The sequence below is a fragment of the Burkholderia singularis genome (assembly GCF_001718875.1).
GTDB lineage: Bacteria > Pseudomonadota > Gammaproteobacteria > Burkholderiales > Burkholderiaceae > Burkholderia > Burkholderia singularis.
The window spans coordinates 38434-64930 of the sequence record NZ_CP013449.1 but is presented as its reverse complement, the minus strand read 5'-3'; the positions used below and the strand labels follow the sequence as shown (position 1 = coordinate 64930).

Here is a 26497-nt window from a genome sequence, read left to right as displayed (position 1 = left end):
AATCAGGAGCCCGCGATGACCGAACATGATTTGGCCGCGCTCAGCTTCAAGGCTGCGGCGCACGATATCGAGACAATTGTCCGCCACATTGCCGACCGCTATATCCGTCAGCATGTTCCGCTGACGTGGCGGCTCCTGCATGCGATCGAGGCCGAAGCGCTCGCCGATCTCGGCTTTGCCAGCCGGCACGATCCGATCGTGCGCTGTTTGTTCGAACGCCCGGCCGACATGCACTTTCCCGAAACCGACGATCCCGTCGACTTTGGGCAATCAAACGCACTGCCGGCAGTGTTCTCGTTCGCCGTGGCCGCCTACGAGGCTGCGGCGCATGTCCGCGGCGACGTGAACCCGCCTGCGCGGCCGATGCGCATGACGCGAACCTGGGGCGACTAGCCGACGCGGCCGACTCTTCACTGAGCTATCGCGACAAGTTACGATCAATGCAACTAACGGAATCATTTACATGTCGCCGCCCGTGACGCACGCCTCCCCCATGCCCGATATCCAAAACGATCTGTTCGATCGCGGCACGTCGGACTGGCTCCATCATCCGGACACCGCCTTCGATGCATGGCTTGCCAGTCAGCAATTCCGCCATTCGTCGGCCGAAGTCTATCGCGCACAATGGGGTGCGTTCCTCGGCTGGCTTGCGAAACGGCAGAAGACACTTGCTACGGTCGATACCGAAACGATCTCGCATTTCGTCGGCGAGTTGCCCATCAAGAAAACGCAACGGGTACGCTATTTACGGCTGATCGAGCGCGTACTCGATCACGTGCGCAAAAGCGAACTCGGTTCGACCAATCCCGCTCGCTTCATTGCTCAGGATGGCGAAGCAACTTGGCGCCGCGCGCGCGACAACGAACCCACGAGTTTTTTGACGCCGGCCGAACGTGCCGCGTTGCTCGCCTATTTGTTTTCTCCATTGCCTTCGATCGGTGCGACGCTCTGGAAAGAACGCCGCGATCGTGCGCTCGTTGCAGCATTCCTCGGAGCGGGATTGAAAACCGGCGAAGCTCGCTCTATTACGATTAGTTGCGTAAATCTGGGATCGACCATGCTGACGGTGCCGGCCGCTCAACCGGAATTCACCCGCGACACCCATCTTGCCTCGTTCGCGATCGCGTTATTTGACGCGTGGCTCGCCGAACGCCAACGCTGCGAGATCCCGGGCGACTTGGTTTTTCCGGCGTCGCTATCCGGTCGACCCATGCACAAGGCGACGATGCTGCGCGCCGTCGACACCATTATCGAGGCCGCCGACATTGCGTCGTCGCGCGAAGCGCGGGCAAGCCCTCAGACGTTGCGCAATACGTTCGCGGCCGAATTGTTCGAAAACGGCGTCGAGCCGGAAAAGGTCGGCCAATGGTTGGGGTTCGCCCAATCGATTTCGGCAAATCGGCTGCATCGTGCGTGGAAAAACTGGCAAGAAAACCTCGTTCACGCATTACCCGACGCGAAACCTTCTGCCGATGACGCTGCCATCGCGCCGCGCCGTGCTTGAAACCGCCGTTTGTTTACCCCCGAAAACGCTCACCTTTCGACTCCCGAATACTCTCACCTTTGAAGGTGTTGGGTCACACTACTCATCGCGAGCGGAAAAATGAGCTGCGGCAGCAAAGCGCGACGGTTGAACGTCAGACGTGTGCTCACAATCTGGGCAGAGTAATTCATACCCGTCCGTGCTGTGCGACAGTTCAGGTTCGCCATGACCACATTTCGGACAACGGGCAGGAAGCGTCACATGCTGATCAAGTGATGTACCGATCGCATCGAATGCAGCGGCATCGAGTTGGCCGGCGTCGGCCAAACGTCGGATCAGCGCGGCAAGTTCAGGCGTTATTCCTTGGCTTGCCCGTAAAATCTCCACTTCTTTGATGGCTTCGGCTAGATCGTCACTTTGTTCGCGCAATTGCTCGTCGAGGCGATCCGCACGAGCCTTGGCCGCGCTGAGTTGCTGCAGGAAATCGAATTCCTTGCGATTGACGTCCCGCAGCCCTTGTTGATAAGTCGACGCCATGCTCCGCAACGAGTCCAGCTCGACCAGCATCGGCTTCACGCGGCGTTCTGCTTCCGCGACCGCGTCTTTGATTTGCCTTGCATAGTGCTCGGTATTTTCGCGCAATTCCGTATGGAGAGCGTCAATCCGCTCGCGCAGCGCAGCATTTTGCGCCTGCTCGGATTCGATGCGGCGGTTCAGTAGGGCGTTTTCGTTTTCGAGCCGACGAATCAGATCCTGCGACGAATCCTGGCGAGCGGCTTCTTCCGTCGAAACGGACGCGAGCTTGATCTCCATCTCAGTCAACTTGTTTTGCAAATGATCGGCGCGAGCGTCGCTGCGAGAGAGCGCAGCCTCGAGCGATTCCTGGCGAATCAGCGCGTCACGATATTTTTGTTCGACCGCGGCTATCTCATTGTTTGCCTGTTGGTGTTCGATCTCGAAGCTTTGACGGGCTTGTTTCAGTGCTTCCTCATATAGCGTTCCCAACAATGCGGCGGCCTTTTCCTCCAGAGGCTTGGGTATAGCCGCGCCTTCAAGCCGGATTTTCGATGCGGCTCGGATGCGTTCCCAAAAGTGATCGATGTCCTTCGGGATATCGCTGGCACTGCCGGTTTGGGTCAAATCGCGGACGTTGGCGCTGGACGGACGAATGCCGAGATCGAAAAACAATCGCTTGCATGCGTGTAGCGACAATTCCTGACGACGTGCTCCAGCTGCGCGCATCGTGTCGAGTTCGTCACGAATAGTTTGTCGGATCTGATCAAGCATGATAGCCCGTGGAAGGAGATAGTTCGTATCAATAATAACAAAACACGTTTTATTTGGTACGCTTCTGAAGAGACTGTCGCTTGTTTGCTACTTGAATCGCCTTTTGGACAGATTGAGCGGGGTGCTGGCTGCCTGGCTCTTCCAAATCCGTGAAACAAAACGAAGAATCGCCATTAACTCTTTGTTTATAAAAGGTTCTTCGATAAGGGCCGAATGATCCCAATTGTTTCACATGTTGAAAGGGAAGATCTCGAGAGCTTATCTGGAGAGGGGTGAGGTTTCTGTGGAAAACTCGACGGGGGAATCTTGAGAGTATTAGAAGTAAACACCCTTGAAACCCTTGTTAAAAACGTTAACGCCACCCCAAAGCCTTACGTGACAAGGGTTTCCAGCCGATAAGGTGAAGCTTTACGGGAGCCAAGGTGACATCCTGCGGGAATCGACGTGATGGGGTTCAGGGATCAGCGTGAGCCGATGCGGGAAAGATCGTGAGCGGGTTCAGGACCACGTCGCACCGACCAATTTAGCAAAGGTGAGGTTTTTCAGGGGACTGGCAGCGGTGAGGCCACACAGAGCCTGAAATGATCCGTTTGCTGTGGATATGCACAGGTGAAGCTCTACGGGATGCATCTGCGACACTGATTCTGCCCTTCTTTTAAGCAGTTTTGACCAATAGGTGAGCGTTCTCGGGATTCCAGTCTGATCACGCGTGAGCATTTTCGGGAAAGGAAGCCGATTTGGCGGGGTTTTGAGGCTTTCAATCGCGGTGAGGTGAGGTTTTTCGGGAGCTTGATAGTGGCTTGGGGTGGCGATTCCGCGCAAAGGTGAAGTTTTTCGGGAGCGTGCTGTCAGTCGGTGCCAGCGCTTTAGGTGAGGGTTTACGGGTAACAAAATTCTGTGGAAATTTGCCAAAGGTGAGGGTTTTCGGGAAAAGTGAGCATCCACTTGCCCGAAAAGGCCCGTGGATACTGGCTATGAGACAGTTCTATGCCACGTGATTTTCATTAAAGGTGAGAGTTTTCGGGGGAAGGCATTCGGATCGCATCGATGGCGTGCCTTCTGCTAGGTGAGGAAATTCGGGAGTGGATACCGCTCGATCGATGCTTCAAAAACAGCGCTTAAGTCCTAGAGTTCATTAGGTTTTTTAGGCGCACTGCGAGAATGGTGAGCTTTTTCGGGAATGCAGGCGGCTTTAAAGACGTGGACCCGATTGTGTCAAAGGTGAATGTTTTCGGGAGCGAATTGCTGGCAATCGCCCGTGTGCTGGTTCTGTGGTGACGAGTAACTATACGGACACAAATAGCGAATGGTGAGCTTTTTCAGGACTTCGGATGGAATGACAGCCTTGATGCGGCGCGACCAGGGCGCGAGTGGACGCGAAAGCGCGGTTTGAGTCCGCGGACCGGCAAGCTGGACGTTACCGAATGGTCGAATCGCAGGTGAGGTGAAATCATATCCACGTGTTCACGTTAGTCGATGTCGCGTTGGCGGGACTGAGCGTATGGGGCGGCCAATTCGTTAGCGGTGAGAAGTGCGCGGCATGGGCGACTCACGTTGTGGACGGGGCTTGGGTCTCCCGCTGTGGGGCAACGGGAGCTGAAAGGGTTTAGGCAAGCTCATACGCGCCGTTACAGGCGTCTTTATGGTTCTGTTGCGAGTCTGGATGGTGAATCGAATCCGGCGATGATGCTCACGCTAGCGTTTGTGCCGCTTGCGCCGGCTGGCTATGGCGTCAGGGCAGCTTTGCCTGCCCGCTCCGATATCTGCCTGCGTATTCGGGTGCTTGTCCCTGGCGGAGTTGACGCAAGGGCTTGGCCAGTATTTGGGGCAACGCCGCCGTCGCAATTTTGCGACAGGATTTGAGGTGAGACGTTACGGGAGTGGTTGGGTCACAGTTCGCATTAGCCGGGAAACCCTCGTTATCCGCGTTTTCCGCGACACATAAAGGTGAGTCGGAGATCGCCGGATTTTGGACCGGTGAGCTTTTACGGGATTGCAATCGGGTGAGTCGTGGCGAATCGGCGGGCTTCACCGGATACGGTGAGCATGCCGTTCTGGACTCGCATCACCACAGGCGCTATTCTTTCGGGAAATTTCTCCTCCGCCCTGACGCATGGCTACGAAGCGCGCCAAGAAAACCGATGTAGATGTGGTGAGCGCCAGCTCAGCCGAATTGCGCAAGGCCGTCGAGGCGATCGCGATTCAGCCCAAGAGCGGCAAGATTACCCTCTTGACCCGCAAGCTGTTCAACGTGCTGCTCGCCGTTGCCCAGCAAGCGGACGATTCCGGCGATACCTATCGCGCGTTGCTGTCGGATATCGTTGCGAATTCGGCTTTCGACTCCAACGATACGGCGCTCGTCAAGGAGCACTTGCGGCGGATGGTGTCGGTGCAAGTCGAATGGAGTACCGGCACGTCGAGCCAGAAGCCCGGCCGCAAATGGGGGATCTCGACGCTGATTGCCGATGCGGAAATTCTGGAGGATCCGACTACGCGCCGCGTATGGGTGGAATTTTCGTTTGCGCCGAAGATTAAAAAGAAACTGCTCGATCCGGTTCAGTACGCGCGGCTGAGTCTGCAATTCCAGAGCCAGTTGCGAAGCAGCGCTGGGCTCGCATTGTACGAAATCTGCGTGCGTTATTTGACCAATCCGAGCCATCTGACCATGCGCGAGCCTTGGGAGTGGTGGCGGCCGATCTTGTCGGGGACACCCGATACCGAAGCCGGTGACGAGGCGAAGCGCGAGTACAAGTATTTCAAGCGCGATTATTTACGCCCGGCCATTGCCGAGGTCAATGCGGTTACCAACATCTTCGTCGAGTTGGTCGAGCACCGCGAGGGGCGGCGGGTCGCCGAAATCCAGTTTCGCGTGTCGGAGCGCAAGCAGCCGATGCTCGCGCTTGACGAGCACCCGAACGTTTTCGACAGCACGCTCGTGGACCGGATGGTGAAGATCGGCATTCCGTTGAAGGAAGCACAAACGCTGTATGCGGATAGTGAGGAAAATCGCATCCGTGCCGCGTTGCAACTGACCGAACAGCGGATGCGCAGCACGACGTTGCCGCCGGTGCGCAGCGGCGCTGCGCTTTTCAAGGATGCGTTGAAGAAAGGCTATGCGCCGCCCGTCGATACGGTGGAGTCGTTGCCGAACAGTATTGGCGCGGGCGTCGGTAAAGCCGGCGGTACGGCGGCTGCCGGGCCGGTGGATGATCCGAAAGCGCGCCTGCGCAGCGAATATGACGCTTATCGCCGTAAGGAAGCGAAGCAGCTTTACGAAGAGCAAGGTGAAGCGGAACGGGAGGTTGCGCGAGCGTCGTTCGAAGCCGATGTGTTGCCTGCATTGGGCTCGCATCTGCGCGACGATTGGCGGCGGCGGGGATTGGACTCGAAACTTGTCGAAACCGCGTTTTTCGATTGGCTGGCTCAGAAAACCTGGGGCGAACCGACGGATGGCGATTTGCTGTCATTTACGCTCAGCCAATCCCGCGCAGCTTGAGCGATGGCGTGACTCGAGCCCACTCGGATTGATTTCGTTGCATCAAAAAGGGGCCCGGTTTTTGATCTGCACTCCAAAGATGGGACGACAGTCCGATCTTTGGAGCAGTTCAGGTTCCGGGCCCCTTCTTATTGTTTGACTCAATTTCTCGATCAATTCGGCAGCAACATCCGCTCAAGCTGAAGCAGAATCTCGTCGCGCTTTTCCTTCGTCAGACCGCGTAGGCGGAGTTCCAAGCGGTCGTCGCCATACGATTTCAGATCACCCACCGATACACCGTCGAGCTTGATTTCGTGGCGTTGCGCATAGCGCTGCCTGCCCGCAGATTTGGGATTTTCCTGCGCAGTCGCTCTGCCCTTCACGATATCGGCGACTTGGCGAGTGCTGAGGTCATCGGAAAGAATCTTGTTGATGAGACGCAATGTCGCGTCGGTACCGCGCGCCGCATGATAGCGACCTACTTGGTAGGCCATGTTCGAGCCGAAGCGATCAGGGCGAGAGACCATTTCCTGCATCACTGCCTCCGGCAGTTTGCCGATCGATAGCGCTACCGCAACCGTAGATTCGTCGAGCCCGAGGTGCTCAGCGAGCTCCTTCTGGCTCTGAAAATACTTTTCCTCGAGAAAGCGCTTCCAGACCACCGCGTTATCGAAGACGGTTTGCGAATCACGCTGGACATTCAAGTCATAGCCAAGCTTATAACTTTGAAGGCCGATGGGTAAATCGATGACGATCGCCTTCACCGATTCCTTGTTCGCTTCTTTCAACGCACGAACCCGGCGTCCGCCGTCACTGACGAAATAGGTGCCAGGATTGTCGTAATCCGGGATGACGTGAATCGCCTGCTGTTGGCCCTGTTTGGCCAGGTTGACCGCCAGTTCGGCGATCGACGACTTCAGGTAGAAATGTCTCGGGTTGAACGGACTTGGCTTAATCGCCTTCAACGGGAGTTCGATGACCTGCCCAGGTTGATAGCGGTTTTCGATTCGCCACGTCCGATATTGGCTGGACTCGTCTGCTTGATCGATCGGTGGGGTCTCAACGATCGTGACGGGAATGTTTTTCTTCGATGACTTTCCGATCGGTGCGGTCGATGGTGTTGCGTCGGATTTGACAATACCGTCGATGGCGTTGAGTCGGTCAAGCGCCGTGCGTTTTTCACTGGTCGACGTGTCGGGACGCGCCTGGAAGCCTTTGGCGAATTGGGAGGGTTTCATTCAGGGTCCTTTATGCGCATAAAGTCAGGGCAGCATGGCGACGATTTCATCGGTGCATGCGCGAATTTCCGCCGCCGCGAGCTTGGCGCCGCGGTCGTTCATTTGCAGGACGGTCTGGCCAAGTGCCATTGCCTGCTTGTAGGCCTCTCGCGTAGGAATTTGTGTTTTGAGGAGCGGAAAGCCGAGTTCTTCCAGCGCACGCTTCAATTCGCGCGTAAGCATGCGCTTTTCCTCGGTCTTGTTGAGCAGAAATACTGCTCGGAGATCCTCGTTCATCACCTGAGCTTGCTGGATCAGTTTGACGAGGCCGACGCTCGACCAATAATCCGCAGGTGATGACGACGTGGGAATGACGGCGATCGTCGCCGCGAGCAATACGACACCCGATACTTTTTCAGTGATTGATGGCGGGCAGTCTACGACGATGATGTCGTAGTCGTTGATGAATTTCTTGATTTCGCGATGGATCTGACCGCCGGCCTCGGCGAGGTTGACGACGGGAAATGGGATACCGGTTTCGCTGTCCGCTGATGCGCTAGACCAATGAACGAGAGTGTTTTGACCGTCCGCGTCGATTACCAGTACGCGCCGACCTTTCTCATGGAATGCGGCGCCCAGATGCATCGCAATGGTGCTCTTGCCTACGCCGCCCTTTTGTTGAGTGACCGCAATGATTTCCGCCGCCAATTTTCACTCCTATTTTGATTGCAAGAATTCTACCGGAGAGATTTTATATTTCAATGAATTTGTTGTTGATGGGCGACGCACTGGTCGTTTGGCTAGGGACGATTTATGCGCATAAAGGCAGCGACGATAGCCAGGAGGAGACTCTTGCCAGCGAGGGCGAAATTAAAGAGATGGCCGGGCGGGCAGATGTATAGATGCAGAACGCCAGTGGTCTTCATACCGATGGAGTTAGGAAGTTATGCAAACCCGCCGCCGCCCCTCTTTATGCGCATAAATTCACGGCGGCACAGGGTGGGCTATTGAGCTTCGGCGGGTGATATGCGCCCCTTAAAAATTTCGAGCTGCCGAGCGCGCTAGTGATAATCGCTGTGCTGGCCCGCTACAATAATCGGACCATCGATCCATTCCCCACCTTCGAATTCAATGATCACGATCTATCACAATCCCCGCTGCTCCAAATCTCGCGAAACTTTGGCGCTTCTTGAGTCGCTCAAGCCAACTGGAGAAGAGATCCAAGTCGTCGAATATCTAAAACAGCCGTTGACCGCTTCGCAGCTGGAGACATTGCACCAGCAACTCGGCCGCCCGGTTAGCGATATGTTGCGCGATAACGAGGCTCCGTACAAAGATCTCAATCTGGGCGAGCGCGGTGTGTCGGATGAGCAAGTGTATAAAGCAATCGCCGCGCATCCCATCCTGCTTCAGCGACCGATCGTTGTTTATAACGGCAACGCAGCTATCGGCCGTCCGCCGGAAGCTATCAAAGTGTTGTTCGAGTAATTTTTAAAAATAAAACTTCAAAACGGCATCAAAAATAGAAATGCGCACATGCCGTTGCGCTCATTCGCTGCGCTCCTCTGCCTTTCCGCTCGCGATGCGCGCAGCATTCCGCAGTAGGCGAATCTGCGAGCGGTAATTGCGGCAACCGCTGCAGGTCGGCAGATGGACATGCACGCGGAGCCGCTCGTCGAGCGACAGCGGTCGATCGAGTTGATCGGACAAAAGTCGTGTGATGTCCTTACATTTCCCCAGTAGCATCTTCCGTCGTCAAGCCTTTTTCGGTGAGACATGTTCGCAGCCGAATCCGCGCACGATATAGCAGCACGCTGCAGTGATTCGCCTTCAATTCGAGTTCGGCGCAAATATCATCGATATCGAAGTCGAGAAATTCTCGCATCATGAAAACACGGCCGATTTGCTCGGGCAGGTGATCGAGGCATGCGTCGAACAGCATCCAGAATTGTCGCTGCTGGAGGACCGTTTCCGGTTTCGGCCAGGGGCGAGGCTTTGCATGCGCGGCCCAGTGCCCATTGTCCGAGAATAGCTCGCGTTCAAGAAGCGCCTCGCCGTCGAGTTCGCTGTCCAGCGCCGACGCGTTGATGGTCCGCCGCCGAGCACGCATCGTATCGATCAGCTTGTTGCGCAGGATGCCGAACACCCAGGTTTTATGGCTTGCCTGCCCGTCGAAGTGCTCGGCCTGGGCCCAGGCCGCAGCCAGTGCCTCTTGGACCGCGTCTTCGGCGGCATCGGCATCACGCAGTTGCAGGCGCGCGAAGCGCAGCAAATCACGACGCAATTGGGTGAGGTACGCGGGATCGTCGTATGCCGTGCGCGCGTGCTCCATGAAAGGATTTCCTGTCGATTTCACGCGCGTTCGCCCGCGCGAGCGTGAACGCGTGATAATTCTTCCGATGCGGCCGTGCCGCGAAGCATTCGGTCGGCAAGACTCGGCGTTTCGCTGCATCCGCGCGTGTCGATGCGGCTTCTCGCATCATGCCCGACATCATATGCTCTACGAACGATGCCGGGGTGAGACGAATTCATGGCCTGCGTTCATCTGACATAAATGTAACCAGCCGATATACCAATCAAGTTATCCACATTTTCTGTGGAAAACTTTGTGGAAATCCGCTGTGAACCCCCGACGTGTCGGGGCAAAAGTGGGTTTGCCAACAAAAAGGCCGTTTATTACGCGACCGACAAGTAATGCTAATGATTCTCAACTGAACGGAAGGAGATTCTGATGACTTATCGTATTGCAGTGATCGTCGGCAGCCTGCGGCGTGAATCATCAAACCGCGCGCTCGCGAAAGCCGTGATGTCGCTCGCGCCGGCCGACCTGTCGTTCGAGTCGGTCGAAATCGGCGAACTGCCGCTGTACAGTCAGGATTACGATGCGGATTTTCCCGAGGTTGCGAAACGCTTCAAACAATCGATCGAAGCGGCACAGGGTTTGTTGTTCGTCACGCCCGAGTACAACCGCTCGATTCCCGGTGTGCTGAAGAACGCGCTCGATTGGGGTTCGCGCCCATGGGGCAGCAATTCATGGGCCGGCAAGCCGGCCGCCGTGCTCGGCACGTCGCCCGGCGCGACCGGCACCGCGCTGTCGCAGCAGCATTTGCGTAACGTGCTCGCCTATTTCGATGCGCCGACGCTCGGCCAACCCGAGATGTTCGTCCGGCATGATCCGGCGCGAATCGATGCGCAGGGCAATATCGTCAATGACGATACGCGTAAATTCCTGCAAGGTTTCGTCGACCGCTACGCGGGCTGGGTGCGCCTGCACGCAAAATCGGCTTGATCTGACGGCGCACGCACCGGCCGGCAAACCGCGCTCGTCACCGCGAATCCCCGCTGCCGCATGCCGCTCAATCGCTCGCTTGAGCGGCAAGCCGTGCGTCGCGCTCTTGCTGGATTGTCTGAAGCATGCCGTCGAGGAGCGCGATATCGAACGGCTTTGACAGCAAGCGCGCGTTGACATGGCGGGTCCGGTCGAATTCCTTCGCATAGCCGGTAATCAGAATGACCGGCAGCTTCGTGTCCGCGCGCTCGATGGCTTCGGCGAGGTCAAGGCCGTTCAGCGTACCCGGCATATGGATATCGGAGATCACGAGATCGAATGCGCGTGGCGCCGAAGGACTCGCGTCCGTCTGATTCAGCATCCGTAGCGCATCGTCCGCGTTCGATGCGTGCGTGATCTGATGGCCGAGCAGTTCGAGCAGCGCTTCAGTGCCCGCCGCGACTTCGCCGTTGTCCTCGACCAGCAGAATTTTCAGTCCAGCGGACGTCTTTGTTTGATTTCCGGTCGCAAGGGCCGCGCGCGCACTCGCGCCCGCCTCGACGCTGTTGCCCGTGCCGCTGTCCGTATTCGCGGCTTTTGCAACTGCCGCGGCGCGCGGCAGATAAAGGCGAACCGACGTGCCGGCGCCTACCTTGCTGTCGATCGTCGCAAGGCCGCCCGAGCGTTCGCAGAACGCGAATACCTGCGGCAGGCCGAGCCCGGTGCCCATCCCGTTTGCCTTGGTCGTGAAAAGCGGTTCGAACGCGCGCGCCAGCACGTCGGGCGGCATGCCGCGTCCGGTATCCTCCACCGAGATCTGTACGAAGTCGCCAGTCAGCGGAAAACCGTCCTCGCGGCGAAAGACGATGTTGTGCGCGCGGATCGTAAAGCAGCCGCCTTGTGGCATGGCGTCGCGCGCATTGACGGAGAGATTGATCATCGCGAGCTCGAGTTCCGCGACGTCGATCCGTACCGGCCACAGATCCGGCTGCGTATCGACGACGAGCGACGATTTCGAGCCGAGCGATGTCTTCAGCAATTCGCGGCACGACGCGAGCCACTGCGCGACGTCGATGGTTTCGTTACGCAGCGGCTGCTTGCGCGCGACGCCAAGCAACTGCCGCGTGAGCGACTGCCCGTTCTTCAGCGCACGCTCGATTGCGGCCAGCTCCGTGTCGAGATGCTGAACGCCGCGCCGCCGGACGATCTGCGTGTTGCTCGAAATGATCATCAGCAGGTTGTTGAAATCGTGCGCGACGCTGCCGACGAGATTGCCGAGCGCCTCCATCTTGCGCGACTGCCGATACGCCGATTCGATCGAGCGCCGCATCGACGCTTCGGCCTGCCAGCGCTCCCACGCCTGCTCTTCCGCCCGCAGCCGCTTGAGCGACAGCCAGATCACGCTCCATAGCGCGGCGGACGGCGCGAACATCGAGATGAAAAGCACGCTCAGGTGCTCATACCAGGCTCGGCGGATCGCGGACGTCCGGTATGCGCACGACACGAACACCGGATAGCTGCCGACTTGCCGGTACGCGACGATCTCGCTGTCGCCGTTGCGCTTCACTTGCATGACGCCGGCCCGATGCTCAATGCGGCCATTGCCCGGCCGCGTCGCAGAATCGTCGTCGGCCGCCGCATGACCGGCGCCGTTGCCTGCCCCGCCGTTGGCCTCGCCGCCGGCTGCCGCGCCGTGCGGCGCGGGCGGGTAGGACACGAGCACTTCATCGTTGCTGCGCGTGAGCGACATCGTCATGGGCGTATCCGCGCCGCCCAGCAGATCGCGATAGAACGCGACGAAATAGGACGCTTTCAACGCGATCGATACCATGCCCGCGAACGTTCCGTCGCTGTGGCGGCGCGCGACGCCGGTATTGAACACGGGCCCGGAACTGGGCGCCCTGGCCGGCCCCGGCATCACGCGCGAGATGTGCTCCGTCACCTTGCCGTCGCGGATGCCGACGAAATCGTCGCGATTCGCGATCGACGCATAAGGCGCCGGGTAATAGAGGCTGTTCGCGAGCAGCATTCCGCTCGCGCCGAAGATCGACACCGACGCGACCTGCGGATAGCCGCCGCCGATCGTATTGAGCGCATCGTGAATATCCGCTTCGGCATTGCGAATCGCGTTGTCGTCGAGATCCTGAACGAGATCGACGATGCGCGCATCGAGCGTCTCCGATAGATCGAACACCTTCAGCGCGTGCTCTTCGGCCACGCGCACGGTGCGCATCGTCACGTCGCGCGCGGTTGCTTCGCGCGTGCGCAGATCGTTGTACGCCATGACCGCAACATAAATGCATGGCAGCACGATGGCGGCCACGAGCATCACGATCAGCGTGATGCGCCGCATCGCGAAATCCTGCTCGGGCGCGGCGGCGAACGACGCGTCATCCTCCCAATCTGCGTCGGGCGGAGTGGGGCGGGAAGCGTCGGGCCGTTCGGGCGTCATGATCGATCGATTGCGAAAGAGCTTGATCGGCATCATAAACGACTCGCGCACGCACTCGGCGCCCCGGCGCGGCGTGCGCGATGACAGTTTTTTCGACGATTGTGCGCGGCGCCGCAAACAGCGACGAATCCAAAAGCGCAAACGTAAGCAAAAGAATAATTTGCGTGGTTATCGCGAAAACAATTCGAGCCATTCCCGGATTCGAATTCGAGTTAATCAATTCTGTTCTGACCGGAAAAAACGGCGAGTTGCAACGCACCGGGTTTACTCTGAGAATTCCGCATCACCTCTCTATGCGGAATTCGCCCGTGATGCCCGGGCGATGCCTGTGCCTCGCATTACCACTTGTCGCTTCTTCCTAAAGATGCGCGGCGAATCGTCGTTAACGCGAGGCAGACGACTCCGCTTACCGCCGCGACTGCCATGCCTCTGCCGATTGTGATCGCTGATGATTCTCTGCTTGCGCGCAAGCTGCTGACCAAGGCGCTGCCGGCGGACTGGGACGTCGACGTGACCTACGCGTCGAACGGCCAAGAGGCGCTGACGCTGTATCGAGACGGCAAGGCGTCGGTGATGTTTCTCGATCTGACGATGCCCGACATGAGCGGCTATCAGGTGCTCGAGGCGTTGCGTGACGAGGATCTGAACACGTTCGTGATCGTCGTTTCCGCCGACATCCAGCCGAAGGCGCAAGCGCGCGTGCGCGAGCTGGGCGCGGCGGCATTCGTTGCGAAGCCTGTCACGCCGGAAGCTTTGCTGCCCATTCTCAGGGAGTATGGGTTGTATGGTTGACACGATGTTGACGGCGGAGCAGCGCGACGCATTGCAGGAGATCGCCAACCTCGCGATGGGGCGCGCGGCGGCGCGCCTTGCGCTGCTTTTCGGCACTTTCATCGAGCTTTCGGTGCCGCGCGTGCGCGTCGTGCGCTCGGCCGACGTTTGCCGCGTGCTGCGCGACATGACTGGCATCGACGATAACGTGACCGCCGTGCGCCAAGGCTTTCGTTCGGATATCAAGGGCGAGGCGCTGATGCTTTGCCGCAGCTCCGAAGTCGAGCGCTTGGCGCTGCTGTTCGACGCCTACGACGATGACGAGTGGGAAGCGCTCACGCAGGCCGAGTTCGTGTTCGACGTGGCGAACGTGCTGATGGGCGCATGCGTGTCCGCGATTCTCGACGAGCTGGGCCGCACGCCCGTATTTTCGCCGCCGGGGCTGCTCGGCGCGGACGTGACGTTCGACGACGTGTTCCCGCCCAACGTGCTCGCGTGGCGTGAGACGCTGCTGCTCGAGGTGAATTTCGGCGTGGCCGACGATAGCTTTCGCCCCCACTTCGTGATGCTGCTCGCGGAAGATTCGATCCACCAGATGAGCGACGCGCTCGATTCCCTGCTGTCCAGTTTATGAACCCTCATCCTTCGCTGAGCGATCTTGTCATCGAACGAGTCAGCTTCGGCATTTTCGTGCTCGACCGCGCGATGAACGTGCTGATGTGGAATCGGTTCATGCACGATCACAGCGGCGTCGCGGCGGCCGACGTGATCGGGCGCAACCTGTTCGATTGCTTTCCCGAGCTGCCGCGCGCGTGGCTTGCGCGTAAGCTCGAAAGCGTGTTCCAGCTCGGCAGCTTCGCGTTCAGTTCGTGGGAGCAGCGGCCGTATCTGTTTCGCTTCGATCACGACCGGCCGATCACGGGCGGCGTCGATTTCATGCAGCAGGACTGCACGTTCGTGCCGATTACGCGCGGCCGCGAAGTCGAGGCGGTGTGCGTGACGATCGCCGATGTCACGCACGTCAGCGTGATGCAGCGCGAGCGGGAGGAAGCGGTTGCGAAACTGCAGGAATATGCGAACCTCGACGGGCTCACCGGCATCGCGAACCGGCGCTTCTTCGAAGCGCGGCTCAGCGACGAGTTCACGCGCTGGCAGCGTTACGGCGGCAATTTGTCGGTGCTGCTGTTCGATCTCGACCACTTCAAGACGATCAACGACCGTTTCGGCCACGTCGTCGGCGATAACGTGTTGCGCGTGATGGCGCGCCGCGTCGCGGACGTGGTGCGATCGCAAGATACGTTTGGCCGTTTCGGCGGCGAGGAGTTCGCGCTGCTGCTGCCCTGCACGTCGCTCGACGAGGCGATGAGCGTTGCCGAAAAGATACGGCAGGCGATCGGCAGCGCGCCGTTCGACGCCGAAGGCGCGCGGGTGCCGGTGACGGCGAGCGTCGGCGGCGCGGCCGCGCGCCCCGGCACCCTCACGCACGAGACGCTCGTCAACCAGGCCGACGCCGCGCTTTACCGTGCGAAGCGGCAAGGGCGCAATTGCTCGGTCGCGTTCAGCTAGCGCCCGTCATCGATGAACGCGGCCGTGCGCCGGCCGGGTGCCGGCTGTCCGCGTCAGCTTCGGGCGATATCGGCCAGCAGGTCGGCGAGCCGTTGCGGCTGGGAGATGAACGGCGAGTGACTGCTGTCGAGCGCATGCACGTGCGTCCGGTTGCCGGGCGTGAACGCGTCGGCTTCGTCGATGAAACGCTGTTGCAGCGCAGGCAGCAACGTATGGTCGCGCAGGCATCGGATGTAATGGCGCTCGATCGCGCCCCAGCGCCCGGACGTCGTCTCGATGCGCGCCGCGAACGGCGCGGCGGGGGTGTCGCAGCTCAATAGACGGCCGAACGCGGTGTAGTCGGCGTCGGCCGCGTCGTCGCAGAGCGCGCGCTTGGCAGCGGCACGATAGGCCGGATCGTCGCTGTGCGGGTCCAGCCGCAGTGCGCCGGTGGTTTTCGGGCTGGCCATCATCAGCGCGCCGAGCATCTCGCCGCGATTTTCCGGCCCGCGCGTGTAGTCGAGCGCTGTCGTGCCCGCCGCCGGCATGAATGCCGCCAGGTAAACGAGCTTGGCGATCTTCTGCGGCGCGCGCTCGGCGGCCAGCGTGACCGCGAGGCCGCCCATGCTATGGCCGACGAGCACGACTCGCTCATGACCGAGTGCGCGGGCCTGATCGATGGTGTGCAGCACATGGTCGACGTAATCGTCGAGCGTCGTGCCCGCGACGGGCGACGGCTCGCTTGCGAACGCGGCCGCGTCAAGCGGACGCTTGAAGAATGATGCGGGAAAGCGCGCATTGGCGCCGTGCGCGGGCAAATCGCCGGCGATGGCCGCATGGCCGTGCGCGGCAAGGGCAGGGATCACGCGCGCATAGGCCCATGCGCCATGCCAGGCGCCGTGCACGAGCACGAATGGCGCAGCTGGCGGCTCGGATGCCGACGCGGCGTGGCGAGTGACAGCAGGCGCTGCGTGGTGCGGTTCGATTGGCAAGGCAGTCTCTCTCGGTTCCTGATTATGTGGATCGGCGGCGGCCAGCGCGGCCGTTTGCCCGTGTGCGCATCTTACCGGGACACAACGGATTGCGCGGCCGGGCGAATCGGGCGGCATCGACTGTCAAAGATTGCTATACTCTCGGCCAATTCCGGCTTCCCGCCGGTAATTTGTGCCTGTCTGCGCCGATCGTTCGCGCATCTCGCACGCATTTACCATCCCCAGCCGGGCATGGCTTCTTCAATCGCCCTGTAAGGGCGCCTTAGCGGAGCTCGTCTTGGCCGTTTCCAATCCCGTCGTGGACGATACCGAAACCGACGCCGCTGCCGTTACATCGGGCAGCTCTTTCTATCTTGCGATGCGCATCCTGCCTGCCGGGCAGCGCGACGCGATGTTCCAGGTGTACGCGTTTTGCCGCGCGGTCGACGACATCGCCGACGAAGGCGGCTCGCGCGCCGAGCGCGCGGCGCAGCTCGAGCGCTGGCGCGCCGACATCGACGCTTGCTACGCGGGCCGCCCGCGTGCGTCGCTCGTGCCGCTCACGCGCGAGATCGAGAAATTCGGGCTGCGGCGCGACGATTTTCACGCAATGATCGACGGGATGGCGATGGACGCGGCCGAGGATATCTGCGCGCCGGACGACGCGACGCTCGATCTGTATTGCGACCGCGTCGCGAGTGCGGCCGGTCGGCTATCGGTGAGGATTTTCGGGATGCCGGATGAGCCGGGCCGGCTGCTGTCGCACCACCTTGGCCGTGCGCTGCAACTGACGAACATCCTGCGCGATATCGACGACGACGCGGCGATCAACCGCTGCTACCTGCCGCGCGAGCTGCTCGCGCGCGAGGCAATCGCGCTTGCCGATCCGCGCACGATCGCGCGCGACCCGGCGTTGCCGCGCGTATGCGCGACGCTCGTCGAGCGCGCGCAGCGGCATTTCGCGCAGGCCGATGCGGTAATGGACGCATCGCCCCGTATGCAGGTGCGCGCGCCACGCATTATGTCGGGCGCCTACCGGCTGATTCTCGAAGCCGCGGTGGCACGCGGTTTCGCGCCGCCGCGCGCACCGCTGCGCAAGCCGCGCGCGCGCATGCTGCTGCTCGCGGCGCGTTACGCATTGTTTTGATCCGATGGAATAGGCGCAAGCCGCGCGCGGCCCGCGTGGCGAGCGCCATGCCCCGGCATGCGCAAGTGCGTGCCGAAGCAGACGTTCGCGGGCGTCTGGACGGCCGCAGGCCGACCCGCGACAACGGGCACGCGCCCGAATCCGGCGAACCGGCCGGATGCGCGTGCTGGCAATGAGAGAGGGACCGATGAACGACATGACCGATATGCAAACGCTCGACGCATCCGATGCGTCCGTTGATACGCACGCGGCATCCGCAACGTCTGCGGCCGCCGCGCTCGACGCCGCCGTCGCGCGTGCGACCGATGCGCTGCTCTGCGCCCAGAACCCGGATGGCCATTGGGTCTATGAGCTGGAAGCCGATTCGACCATTCCCGCCGAATACGTGCTGCTCGTCCACTATCTGGGCGAGACGCCGAATATCGAACTCGAGCAGAAGATCGCGCGCTACCTGCGCCGCATCCAGCAACCGGACGGCGGCTGGCCGCTGTTTACCGACGGCGCGCCGAACATCAGCGCGAGCGTGAAGGCATATTTCGCGCTGAAAGTGATCGGCGACGACGAGAACGCCGAGCACATGCAGCGCGCGCGCCGCGCGATCCACGCGATGGGCGGCGCGGAGATGTCGAATGTGTTCACGCGGATTCAGCTCGCACTTTATGGTGTCGTGCCGTGGTATGCGGTGCCGATGATGCCGGTCGAGGTGATGCTGCTGCCGCAGTGGTTCCCGTTCCATTTGTCGAAAGTGTCGTATTGGGCGCGTACCGTGATCGTGCCGCTTCTCGTGCTGAACGCGAAGCGGCCGGTTGCGAAGAACCCGCGTGGCGTGCGTATCGACGAGCTGTTCAAGAGCCCGCCCGTCAACACCGGGCTGCTGCCGAAGCAACCGCATCAGAGCACCGGCTGGTTCATGTTTTTCCGCGCGGTCGACGGTGTGCTGCGGCTCGTCGACGGCTTGCTGCCGAGCTATTCGCGCGAGCGCGCGATCAACCGGGCGGTTGCGTTCGTCGACGAGCGGCTGAACGGCGAGGACGGCCTCGGCGCGATTTACCCGGCCATGGCGAACGCAGTGATGATGTACGCGGCACTTGGGCTGCCTGAAGATCATCCGAACCGCGCGATCGCGCGCCGGTCGATCGAAAAATTGCTCGTCGTCGGCGACGACGAGGCTTATTGCCAGCCGTGCTTGTCGCCGGTTTGGGATACATCGCTTGCCGCGCACGCGCTGATCGAGACGGGCGACGCGCGTGCGATCGACGCGGCCGCGCGCGGGCTCGACTGGCTGCGGCCGCTGCAGATTCTCGACGTGCGTGGCGACTGGATCGTGCGCCGGCCGAACGTGCGTCCGGGCGGCTGGGCGTTCCAGTACGCGAATCCGCATTATCCGGATGTCGACGATACGGCGGTGGTTGCGATGGCGATGGACCGGGTCGCGAAAGAACGGGGCGCGCAAGGCCAAGCCCAAGCCGCGCAGCCGCACGCGTATCGCGAATCGATCGCGCGCGCGCGCGAGTGGGTGGTCGGCATGCAGAGCAGCGATGGCGGCTGGGGCGCGTTCGAGCCGGAAAACACCCACCATTATCTGAACAACATTCCGTTCTCGGATCACGGCGCGCTGCTCGATCCGCCGACCGCCGACGTATCGGGCCGCTGCCTGTCGATGCTCGCGCAACTGGGCGAGACGCCCGCCGCGAGCGAGCCGGCGCGCCGCGCGCTCGACTATCTGCTGAACGAGCAGGAAGCCGATGGTAGCTGGTATGGCCGCTGGGGGATGAACTACATCTACGGCACGTGGAGCGCGCTGTGCGCGCTGAACGCGGCCGGCCTTGGCCATGACGACCCGCGCGTGAAGCGCGGCGCGCAATGGCTGCTGTCGGTTCAGAACCCGGACGGCGGCTGGGGCGAGGACGGCGACAGCTACAAGCTCGACTATCGCGGCTACGAGCGCGCGCCGAGCACGTCGTCGCAGACCGCCTGGGCATTGCTCGGCCTGATGGCGGCGGGCGAAGTCAATCATCCGGCCGTCGCGCGTGGGATCGATTATCTGCTCGGCACGCAGTGCGAGCATGGCCTGTGGGACGAGGCGCGTTTTACCGCAACAGGCTTTCCGCGCGTGTTCTATTTGCGTTATCACGGCTATCGGAAATTCTTCCCGCTCTGGGCGCTGGCGCGTTACCGGAGCCTGAAGCGCGCGAACACGACGCGCGTGACGGTCGGGATGTAAACGGCCGATGGCGTCGAGGTCCGGCCAGGGGGCGGCGCCGGTGATCGCCGTTGCAGGGATGGCGTTCGAAGCGCGCATTGCGCGCGGCGCGGGCGTCGAGGCGGTCTATGCGGCGCGCGCGGACCGCCTCGAGCGCGCGCTCGCCGACGCGGCCGCCGCGCACGGATGCGCGGCGGTTGTCAGCTTCGGCACGGCGGGTGGCCTCGCGCCGGACCTGGCGCCGGGCGCGCTGGTCATCGCCGATGCGGTCGACGGCCCGTTCGGACGGCTGGAGACTGATGCTCGATGGAGTGCGCGGATCGTTGCCGCGCTCGCCGGCGGGCCGGTCGCGTCGCGGGTGCGGTGCGGCACGCTCGCGGCGGTCAGCGAGCCTGTCATCGACGCGCGCGACAAGGCTGCGCTGCATCGTGCGAAAGGCGCGCTCGCAGCCGACATGGAATCCCACATAGCGGGCGCGTTTGCGGCAGCACGCGGTGTGCCGTTCGCGGTATGCCGCGCGATCGTCGATCCCGCGTGGCGCACGTTGCCCAAAGCGGCGACAGCAGGTTTGCGCGACGACGGCAGCACCGCCATCCTTCCAATTCTGCGTGAACTTGCCCGGCAGCCGTCACAGCTTGGCGCGCTGCTGCAAGTTGCCGGTGACGCGCGCGCGGCGCGGGCGACGCTGGTGGATGCCCGGCGCGCGGTCGAGCGCGCCGGCGCATGGCGCGGGGCCTGATCCCTATCTTCCCTTCATGTAATTGTCAAGTCGGCATTCTGTAAATTTAACAATATTTAAATTTCAAATCAAAAAAAGTTTGATAGGTTATTAAAAAACGCAGCGACGTAGTTTTCCTATCGCATCGTTTTGCATGACTAACTATCTGCGCGATGAGGTGCTGGAGAGAGTGGCCGTGGCATAGCTGCCGATATTTCATTGAATGATTATCTCAAAATAAGCTGGATGTTTTGATGCGGCTTGTTTTCGATCGCCGGGCCGAATGTGATGCGACTGGACGTCTGTTTGTTTTTACAGACGGGCGGATGGTAAAGGGTAATTTATCGATATCTCGAATGAATTGCTGATCGCTTTTTCAAAAAAAGCGAATTGCCGATGGTATTGCCGTCGAGGATTTACGAGCGTGTTTGGTTTGGATTCGTATCGGCGCCGCGGTTGCCGGTGTAAGTCCCGAAGCGCTCGAGGTTTGGTGCAGCGCTGCCGCGATATCGGACCGAATTGATGCGTGATCTCGGCTCCTGGCAAGACTGGGAATTTTCCCGTGCACGATCGATGGCAGCGGCGCTGCAAAGAGAGGTGTTACCCGATGAACGAGACGAAAGGTTGATTCCTTTGAATCACCGCGATTAATCACTGTGATTGCCACGGTTGCCGCGGCCGAAAATTCGACGCATCGAAAATAAAGAATGGCGAAGGCGGTGTGATCGAAAAATATTGGGGAGGTGGGTATAGATCAATTCAATCGATATCGCTCTGTCCGTTTTCCAAATGACATGTGAATAGTGAAACTTCCCTTGTGGAGGGGGTACTCATGCAATCGAAAAAGAAATCTGGCTTGGGCCGTTGGGGCCTTACTGCGTGCGTGGCGGGCTTGTTCGGCGTCGTCTCGATTTCGCCGGCGTTTGCCGACCAGCCGGCCGATGCCGCCGCCGTGGCCGCTGCTGCTCAGGCGAGCCCTGAAGCGCTGAAGGTCTGGCACGAGCACATCAAGAAAGTCGCGACACCCGCGGCAGGCTGTTTTCGCGCGGTCTACCCCAATCTGACCTGGGAAAAGGAGACGTGCCTGGCGAGCCCGAAATACCGGTCGAGCCCGAAAGTCGGCCCGAGACGCGACGCCTATAGCGCGCCGCAGACAGTGGGCAACGGCTACGATTATTCCGCGCAGACTGCGCAGTTGACGCAGTCGGCCGTCGGCAGCTTTCCGGTCGTTTCAGGCGTGACGTCGACGAACAACCCGAATGGATACGGTGGAACCAACGGCTATACGCTGCAACTCAACACCAATTTTGCCAGCGGCTCGCCCGCTTGCGCATCGTATGGCTATACGTCGTGCTCGGTCTGGCAGCAGTTCATTTATTCGACGTACAACGGTGCGGACAGCCCGGCGCCGGCGGGGCCGCAAGCGTTCATCCAGGACTGGATGTTCCTGTCGAGCAGCGATTATTTGCACAAAGGATGTCCGAGCGGATGGTATTCGTACCGCCAGCAGTATGCGTGCTATCGCAATAGCAACGCGGTGGCCGTCTCGTTTGTTCCGGCCTCGCAGCTCGCGTCCGCTTCGCTGTCCGGCTCTGCCGTGGCCAATGGCGTCGATACCGTGACGTTCACTTACGGCGGCGTTGCTCACTCGGTCACGCAAAGCGATAGCACCCTCGGAATCGCCTATGTGTGGAACACGTCGGAGTTCAACGTGGTCGGCAACGGCGGCGGCTCGGAAGTCAATTTCAACTCGGGCTCGTCGCTGACGGTGAAGCTCGCGGTCAATGACGGCACGACCAGTTCACCGAGCTGCATCGGCCCGACGAACGGTGGCACGACGGGCGAGACGAACAACCTGAATCTGGGAACCTGTTCGGCAAGTGGCGGGACGACGCCGTATATCCAGTTCGTCGAGTCGAATTGAATTGAATGAATCGAAGAGGCTGATGCTTGCGCCGCCATGCGGGGCTGAAGCAAGTCTCGGTGATGCTGCCCCCGGCTTCGTCCGGGGGTTTTTCTTTTGACGCGGATATTTCGATAGCGGGACGGCGGACCTTGACTGACGCTGCGACGCCTGCTGCCCGCTGCCTTGACGGCAACGCCGGCGCGGTCAGTGCGCGGCGGCGCCCGGCGCGGCCGTGTGGCCGGCCGCGCTGCCGTCTTTTTTCACGGCCGTATCGTCGCCCGGGTCTTGATAGTGCGGCAGTCCGGCCGGCCCGCGCGCCGCTTGGCCCGAATTCGAATGGTCCGGCGATCCGCCGCCCCCCGCGTCGCCCGGATCTTGGTATTGAGGCAAGCCGCGTGGTTCTCCGCCGCCGCGCTTTGCGCCGGGCGTGGCTTCGCTGTCCGGTTCGCCATAGCTGGGCAGCGCCGGTTCATTGTCGCCGTGGCCGTGATATGTGAGCGAGCGGCGCTGCTGGACGTATGCGTCGCGCACGAACGAGTACTTGTCGAGCGCGGCCTGCTGCAGCAGATCGGTCGCGCCGAGCAGATCCGAACGCGCGCTGATGAATTGCGCGACGTACATCGGATTGCGCGCGGCGGGCTCGATGTAGTTCAGCAGATTGAAGCGAACGTCGACTGCGCGGCCCACGCCGTCGCGGAACGAACTCGGCCCGAAAATGGGCAGCACCAAATATGGGCCGGCCGGCACGCCCCAGCGCGCGAGTGTGAGCCCGAAGTCCTGATGATGCTTCGGCAGCCCGGCGAGCGAGGCGACATCGAACAGGCCGGCGACGCCGAATACCGAATTGATCACAACGCGCATCATGTCTTGCGTCGCGTCGGTGATACGCAGCTGCAGCAGATTGTTCGCGATGTTGCCGAGGTCGCCAAGGTTCGAGAAGAAACTGCTGACCGCCGTGCGCATCGGCGTCGGCGTGACGGCCTGATAGCCCTTCGCGATCGGCACGGCGATGGTCTGGTCGACCGCGTCGTTGAATTTGAAGACCGTGCGGTTCATCGGTTCGAACGGGTCGCCCGGGGTACGGTTGGGGCCGGTCGCGCAGCCGCTCAGCAGCGTGGCTGCGGCGAGCGCGGACGCGGACAGGCGCGTCTTGATCTTATTCATCGATTCCTTGCGATTGATTCGTCACGCGCTTGTCGCGCGGCTTGCCCATCAGCACGGGCTGGAACACGACAGCGCCGATCAGCGTGCACGACAGCGCGAGCGCAAGCAGGCGCCCCATGCTGGCCGTGCCGGGATGATGCGATAACCACAGGCTGCCGAACGCGGTTGCGGTTGTCGCAGCGCTGAACAGCACTGCATGCGTGAGGCTCGATTGCAACAGGCCCGTTTGACCCGCGCGCCACGCCATCACGAAATACACCTTGAATGCGACGCCGACGCCGAGCATCAACGGCAGCGCGATGATGTTCGCGAAGTTGAGCGGCATGCCGAACAGCACGCACAGCTCGAGCGTCACGACGCCCGACACGAGCAGCGGCACGAGCGTGCGCAGTACGTCGCCGAAGCGGCGCAGCGCGACCCACAGCAGCAGCGTGATCGACACGACCGACAGCGCGGCGGCTTGCAGGAACGCGCGGATGATCGTATCGGCCGAATGCAGGATCGAGATCGGGCCGCCGGTCGCGTTGGGCTCGGCTGCCTTCACGGCCTGCACGAAACGGCGCAGCATCGCGTCGTCGCCCGGATCGGCGCCTTTTTGCACCTTCGGCGAGATCTGCACGAGCGCGCGGCCATCCGGTGCGACCCAGTCGCGCACGATTTGCGGCGGAAGATTGTCGCGCGTGATGCCGGACGGCTGCAGCAGCATCGCGAGCTGGTTCAGCGCGAGGCGCAATGTCGACGAGAACGCTGTTTCGGCGCGATCGCGCGTTTCGCTGTCGGCTGCCGCGAGCTTGGCGAGCGATTCGGACAGATGTTTTGCCGCCGCCGCGCCTGGGCCGGGGTAATCTTCCGCCGCGTATTCGAGCAGGTTCGACGCGCGTTTGAGCGCCGCGACGCGCTGCGCATCGGGCGCGGCCGGCGCGGGCGATTGCGTGAGCGCGGGCAGCAGCTCGCGCGCGGCCGCCGCGATCGACGCGAGCTTTTGCGGCTGCGCATCGGGGATGAACGTCGACAGCGTGGTGGTGCGGCCGACCTCCGGCAATGCGCCGAGGCGCTTGGCGGCGGCGTCGGCGGCCGCGAGCGACGGCGCGAGCAGCGACACGTCGTTGACCGATGCTTCCGGCGAATCCTTCAGCGCGAGCAGCGTCGCCATCGATTCGCTGCGCGGGTCCTTCAAATGCAGCGGATTGAAATCGAAGCGCAGATGCGCGAGCAGCGGCAGTGCGCCGATCACGATCGCGAGCGTGCCGATCAGGATCGGCTTGCGATGGCGGTCGAGATAATCGTCGACGGGCGCAAGACGCTTGAAGCCAGGCGACTGCCGCTCGCCGGGCGGCGCGAGCAGCTTGAGCAGCGCGGGCAGCAGCGTCATCGTGGTGCCGAGCGCGACGAACATGCCGACGCCCGCAATCAGTCCGAGTTCGGACACGCCGCGGTAGGCGGTCGGCAGGAACGAGAAGAAGCTCGCCGCGACGGCCGCCGTCGCGAGCACGAGCGGGATGCCCATCGTATGCGCGGCGCCGACGAGCGCATGATCGAGGTCCGGATCGCGATAGCGCTCCTCGCGGTATTTGACCCCGTATTGAATCGCGAAATCGACGCCGAGCCCGACGAACAACACCATGAACGCGACCGAAATCATGTTCAGCGAACCGACCATCATCAGCCCGAGCGCGGCGGTGACCGCCAGGCCGACGAACAGCGTGACGAACACGGCCGCGATCATCCGCTTGGAGCGCAGCGCGATCCACAGGATGACGAGCACGATCGCGAGCGTCGCAATGCCGTTGACGGCCGCGCCGTCCTCGACCGACGCAAACTCCTCGTCGGCAAGCGGCTGCTCGCCCGTCAGCCGCACGCGTGCGCCGAAACGTTTGTCGAGTTCGAGCGCGCGCGCAGTATCGCGAATCGTCTGGGACGTCTGCTCGCCCGCCTTCAGCGCCTGGTAATTGATCACGGGCTGTACGGTCACGAACGCGCGTGCGGGTTGGCGGGCGGCGTCGGGATCGACGAGCGCGCGCCACGAGAACGCGGCGGGCCGGCCGGCGAGCACCGCGTCGACGGTCGCGGCGCTCTGCGACAGCAGTTTCGCCATGCCCGGCAGCTTGATCTGGCCCGATTGCAGCGGCAGCCCGAGCGTGGTCGAGAGTGTCGTCGCGAGCCCGGCGACGCTCGGGTCCTTGGCGAGCACGTTGATGAGCGGCCGCGCGCTCGCGAGTTGCGCGGTTGTGTTCGCGACATCCTGCTCGGGCAGGAACAGCAGGCCGTTGTGCTCGAAGAGCGGGCCCCCCGCGGGCTCCGACACTTGGCCGATGCGGCCCGCGTCCGTTTCGCGGCGCAGGCCGTTGGCGAGCGCATCGGCCGCGGCACTCGCGAATTCGGGCGCGGGCGCCTCGATAACCGCGAGGATCGTTTGGTTGCGCTGCGGGAACGCGTCGTCGATCGCGTGGCCGAGTAGAGCCCATTTGGGGTCGTTCTCGACCAGTTTGCTGACATCGGTATTGATCTTGAAATGGCGCGCGACATAGGCGCCGCTCAATGCGGCGATGGCAAGCGACAGCACGACGACCCAAATCGGGCGCCGCACCGACCAGGCAACGAGTCGGACGAGGGCGGAAGTCAGCATGAGACGGCGGGCCAGCCTACGTTGAGGCAAAAAATGTCCAAGTATACCGGTGCGGGAATTTCACCGTCGCGAGGGCTCCGGCATACTGAAAGGCTGCGCGATTATTGCGAAATAAGGGGGCAATCGCGTCGGCGCGTTCTGTTGCGCCGCGCGTGATTCGTTCCTGGCGGCGGATAATCCGGGTTGCCGGACTCGGGCGCCGGCGATTGCGCGATTCGTCAATTCAGTAGCGAATTCGCAGCGGCGGCGAATCCATGATTTTTA

21 protein-coding genes and 1 pseudogene are annotated in these 26497 nt (G+C 61.5%); 13 read left to right on the top strand and 9 right to left on the bottom strand.

Translation table 11 applies throughout. The features are described 5' to 3' along the window. Nucleotides 1-15 precede the first annotated feature (15 nt). Nucleotides 16-393, top strand: coding sequence for a DUF2471 family protein (locus tag AQ611_RS16395; protein WP_059515619.1), 378 nt, complete (start codon nucleotides 16-18; stop codon nucleotides 391-393). A 70-nt stretch (nucleotides 394-463) separates the two neighbouring features. Then, complete coding sequence (locus AQ611_RS16390) at nucleotides 464-1504, top strand: tyrosine-type recombinase/integrase (protein WP_069235385.1); 1041 nt, start codon at nucleotides 464-466, stop codon at nucleotides 1502-1504. Nucleotides 1505-1582: 78 nt separating this feature from the next. Here AQ611_RS16390 and AQ611_RS16385 read toward each other — a convergent pair whose 3' ends face one another. Further along, nucleotides 1583-2773 (bottom strand): DNA-binding protein, encoded by a 1191-nt coding sequence (locus AQ611_RS16385; protein ID WP_069235384.1) that lies wholly within the window; start codon nucleotides 2771-2773, stop codon nucleotides 1583-1585. Nucleotides 2774-4883: 2110 nt separating this feature from the next. Between AQ611_RS16385 and AQ611_RS16380 the strand changes: the two genes are divergently transcribed. Further along, nucleotides 4884-6266 carry a replication initiation protein gene (locus tag AQ611_RS16380; protein ID WP_059515626.1) on the top strand — a complete coding sequence of 461 codons (1383 nt, stop codon included), beginning with the start codon at nucleotides 4884-4886 and terminating at the stop codon, nucleotides 6264-6266. Nucleotides 6267-6418: 152 nt separating this feature from the next. Here AQ611_RS16380 and AQ611_RS16375 read toward each other — a convergent pair whose 3' ends face one another. Beyond that, nucleotides 6419-7483 carry a ParB/RepB/Spo0J family partition protein gene (locus AQ611_RS16375; protein WP_069235383.1) on the bottom strand — a complete coding sequence of 355 codons (1065 nt, stop codon included), beginning with the start codon at nucleotides 7481-7483 and terminating at the stop codon, nucleotides 6419-6421. Between the two features lie 24 nt (nucleotides 7484-7507). After that, complete coding sequence (gene parA / locus AQ611_RS16370; protein WP_069235382.1) at nucleotides 7508-8170, bottom strand: ParA family partition ATPase; 663 nt, start codon at nucleotides 8168-8170, stop codon at nucleotides 7508-7510. 53 nt (nucleotides 8171-8223) lie between these two features. Between parA and AQ611_RS26370 the strand changes: the two genes are divergently transcribed. Continuing rightward, on the top strand, nucleotides 8224-8364 hold the full coding sequence (locus AQ611_RS26370) for a hypothetical protein (protein WP_231936054.1): 141 nt from the start codon (nucleotides 8224-8226) through the stop codon (nucleotides 8362-8364). Nucleotides 8365-8593: 229 nt separating this feature from the next. Further along, complete coding sequence (gene arsC, locus AQ611_RS16365) at nucleotides 8594-8950, top strand: arsenate reductase (glutaredoxin) (RefSeq protein WP_069235381.1); 357 nt, start codon at nucleotides 8594-8596, stop codon at nucleotides 8948-8950. Between the two features lie 60 nt (nucleotides 8951-9010). Here arsC and AQ611_RS16360 read toward each other — a convergent pair whose 3' ends face one another. Both AQ611_RS16360 and AQ611_RS16355 read right to left on the bottom strand, forming a co-directional pair. Next, nucleotides 9011-9208, bottom strand: coding sequence for a zf-HC2 domain-containing protein (locus tag AQ611_RS16360; protein ID WP_059515633.1), 198 nt, complete (start codon nucleotides 9206-9208; stop codon nucleotides 9011-9013). Beyond that, on the bottom strand, nucleotides 9189-9794 hold the full coding sequence (locus AQ611_RS16355) for an RNA polymerase factor sigma-70 (RefSeq protein WP_069235380.1): 606 nt from the start codon (nucleotides 9792-9794) through the stop codon (nucleotides 9189-9191). The genes AQ611_RS16360 and AQ611_RS16355 overlap by 20 nt, the downstream gene beginning before the upstream one ends. Nucleotides 9795-10193: 399 nt before the next feature. Here AQ611_RS16355 and AQ611_RS16350 point away from each other — a divergent pair, with 399 nt between their 5' ends. After that, the gene (locus AQ611_RS16350; protein ID WP_059515637.1) at nucleotides 10194-10751 is read left to right on the top strand and encodes an NADPH-dependent FMN reductase; all 558 of its coding nucleotides are present in this window, start codon (nucleotides 10194-10196) and stop codon (nucleotides 10749-10751) included. 67 nt (nucleotides 10752-10818) lie between these two features. Here AQ611_RS16350 and AQ611_RS26745 read toward each other — a convergent pair. Beyond that, nucleotides 10819-12285 (bottom strand): annotated as a pseudogene (locus AQ611_RS26745) (ATP-binding protein); the annotation flags it as partial. A gap of 1320 nt (nucleotides 12286-13605) precedes the next feature. On the opposite strand from AQ611_RS26745, the gene AQ611_RS16340 reads away from it, so the two are divergent. The 3 genes from AQ611_RS16340 to AQ611_RS16330 are packed head-to-tail and all read left to right on the top strand — an operon-like array spanning nucleotide 13606 to nucleotide 15519. Further along, on the top strand, nucleotides 13606-13974 hold the full coding sequence (locus AQ611_RS16340) for a response regulator (protein WP_059515639.1): 369 nt from the start codon (nucleotides 13606-13608) through the stop codon (nucleotides 13972-13974). Then, a complete protein-coding gene (locus AQ611_RS16335) occupies nucleotides 13967-14587 on the top strand; it encodes a chemotaxis protein CheC (RefSeq protein WP_069235379.1) in 621 nt (206 codons plus the stop codon). The genes AQ611_RS16340 and AQ611_RS16335 overlap by 8 nt, the downstream gene beginning before the upstream one ends. Next, entirely contained in the window at nucleotides 14584-15519 is a 936-nt protein-coding gene (locus tag AQ611_RS16330; protein ID WP_069235378.1) for a GGDEF domain-containing protein, read from the top strand. The genes AQ611_RS16335 and AQ611_RS16330 overlap by 4 nt, the downstream gene beginning before the upstream one ends. Nucleotides 15520-15572: 53 nt before the next feature. Here AQ611_RS16330 and AQ611_RS16325 read toward each other — a convergent pair whose 3' ends face one another. Further along, the gene (locus AQ611_RS16325; protein ID WP_180978120.1) at nucleotides 15573-16484 is read right to left on the bottom strand and encodes an alpha/beta fold hydrolase; all 912 of its coding nucleotides are present in this window, start codon (nucleotides 16482-16484) and stop codon (nucleotides 15573-15575) included. A 283-nt stretch (nucleotides 16485-16767) separates the two neighbouring features. Here AQ611_RS16325 and hpnD point away from each other — a divergent pair, with 283 nt between their 5' ends. The 4 genes from hpnD (at nucleotide 16768) to AQ611_RS16305 (ending at nucleotide 22461) form a co-directional block, all read left to right on the top strand. Then, complete coding sequence (gene hpnD / locus AQ611_RS16320) at nucleotides 16768-17616, top strand: presqualene diphosphate synthase HpnD (protein WP_069235376.1); 849 nt, start codon at nucleotides 16768-16770, stop codon at nucleotides 17614-17616. A 187-nt stretch (nucleotides 17617-17803) separates the two neighbouring features. Continuing rightward, on the top strand, nucleotides 17804-19840 hold the full coding sequence (gene shc / locus AQ611_RS16315; RefSeq protein WP_069235375.1) for a squalene--hopene cyclase: 2037 nt from the start codon (nucleotides 17804-17806) through the stop codon (nucleotides 19838-19840). 7 nt (nucleotides 19841-19847) lie between these two features. Further along, nucleotides 19848-20558, top strand: coding sequence for a phosphorylase (locus AQ611_RS16310; protein ID WP_069235374.1), 711 nt, complete (start codon nucleotides 19848-19850; stop codon nucleotides 20556-20558). An 811-nt stretch (nucleotides 20559-21369) separates the two neighbouring features. After that, a complete protein-coding gene (locus AQ611_RS16305; protein WP_069235373.1) occupies nucleotides 21370-22461 on the top strand; it encodes a hypothetical protein in 1092 nt (363 codons plus the stop codon). Between the two features lie 186 nt (nucleotides 22462-22647). On the opposite strand, the gene AQ611_RS16300 is transcribed toward AQ611_RS16305, so the two are convergent. Both AQ611_RS16300 and hpnN read right to left on the bottom strand, forming a co-directional pair. Continuing rightward, on the bottom strand, nucleotides 22648-23607 hold the full coding sequence (locus AQ611_RS16300; RefSeq protein ID WP_069235372.1) for an MlaA family lipoprotein: 960 nt from the start codon (nucleotides 23605-23607) through the stop codon (nucleotides 22648-22650). Next, nucleotides 23600-26233, bottom strand: coding sequence for a hopanoid transporter HpnN (hpnN, locus tag AQ611_RS16295; RefSeq protein WP_069235371.1), 2634 nt, complete (start codon nucleotides 26231-26233; stop codon nucleotides 23600-23602). The genes AQ611_RS16300 and hpnN overlap by 8 nt, the downstream gene beginning before the upstream one ends. Nucleotides 26234-26497 lie beyond the last annotated feature (264 nt).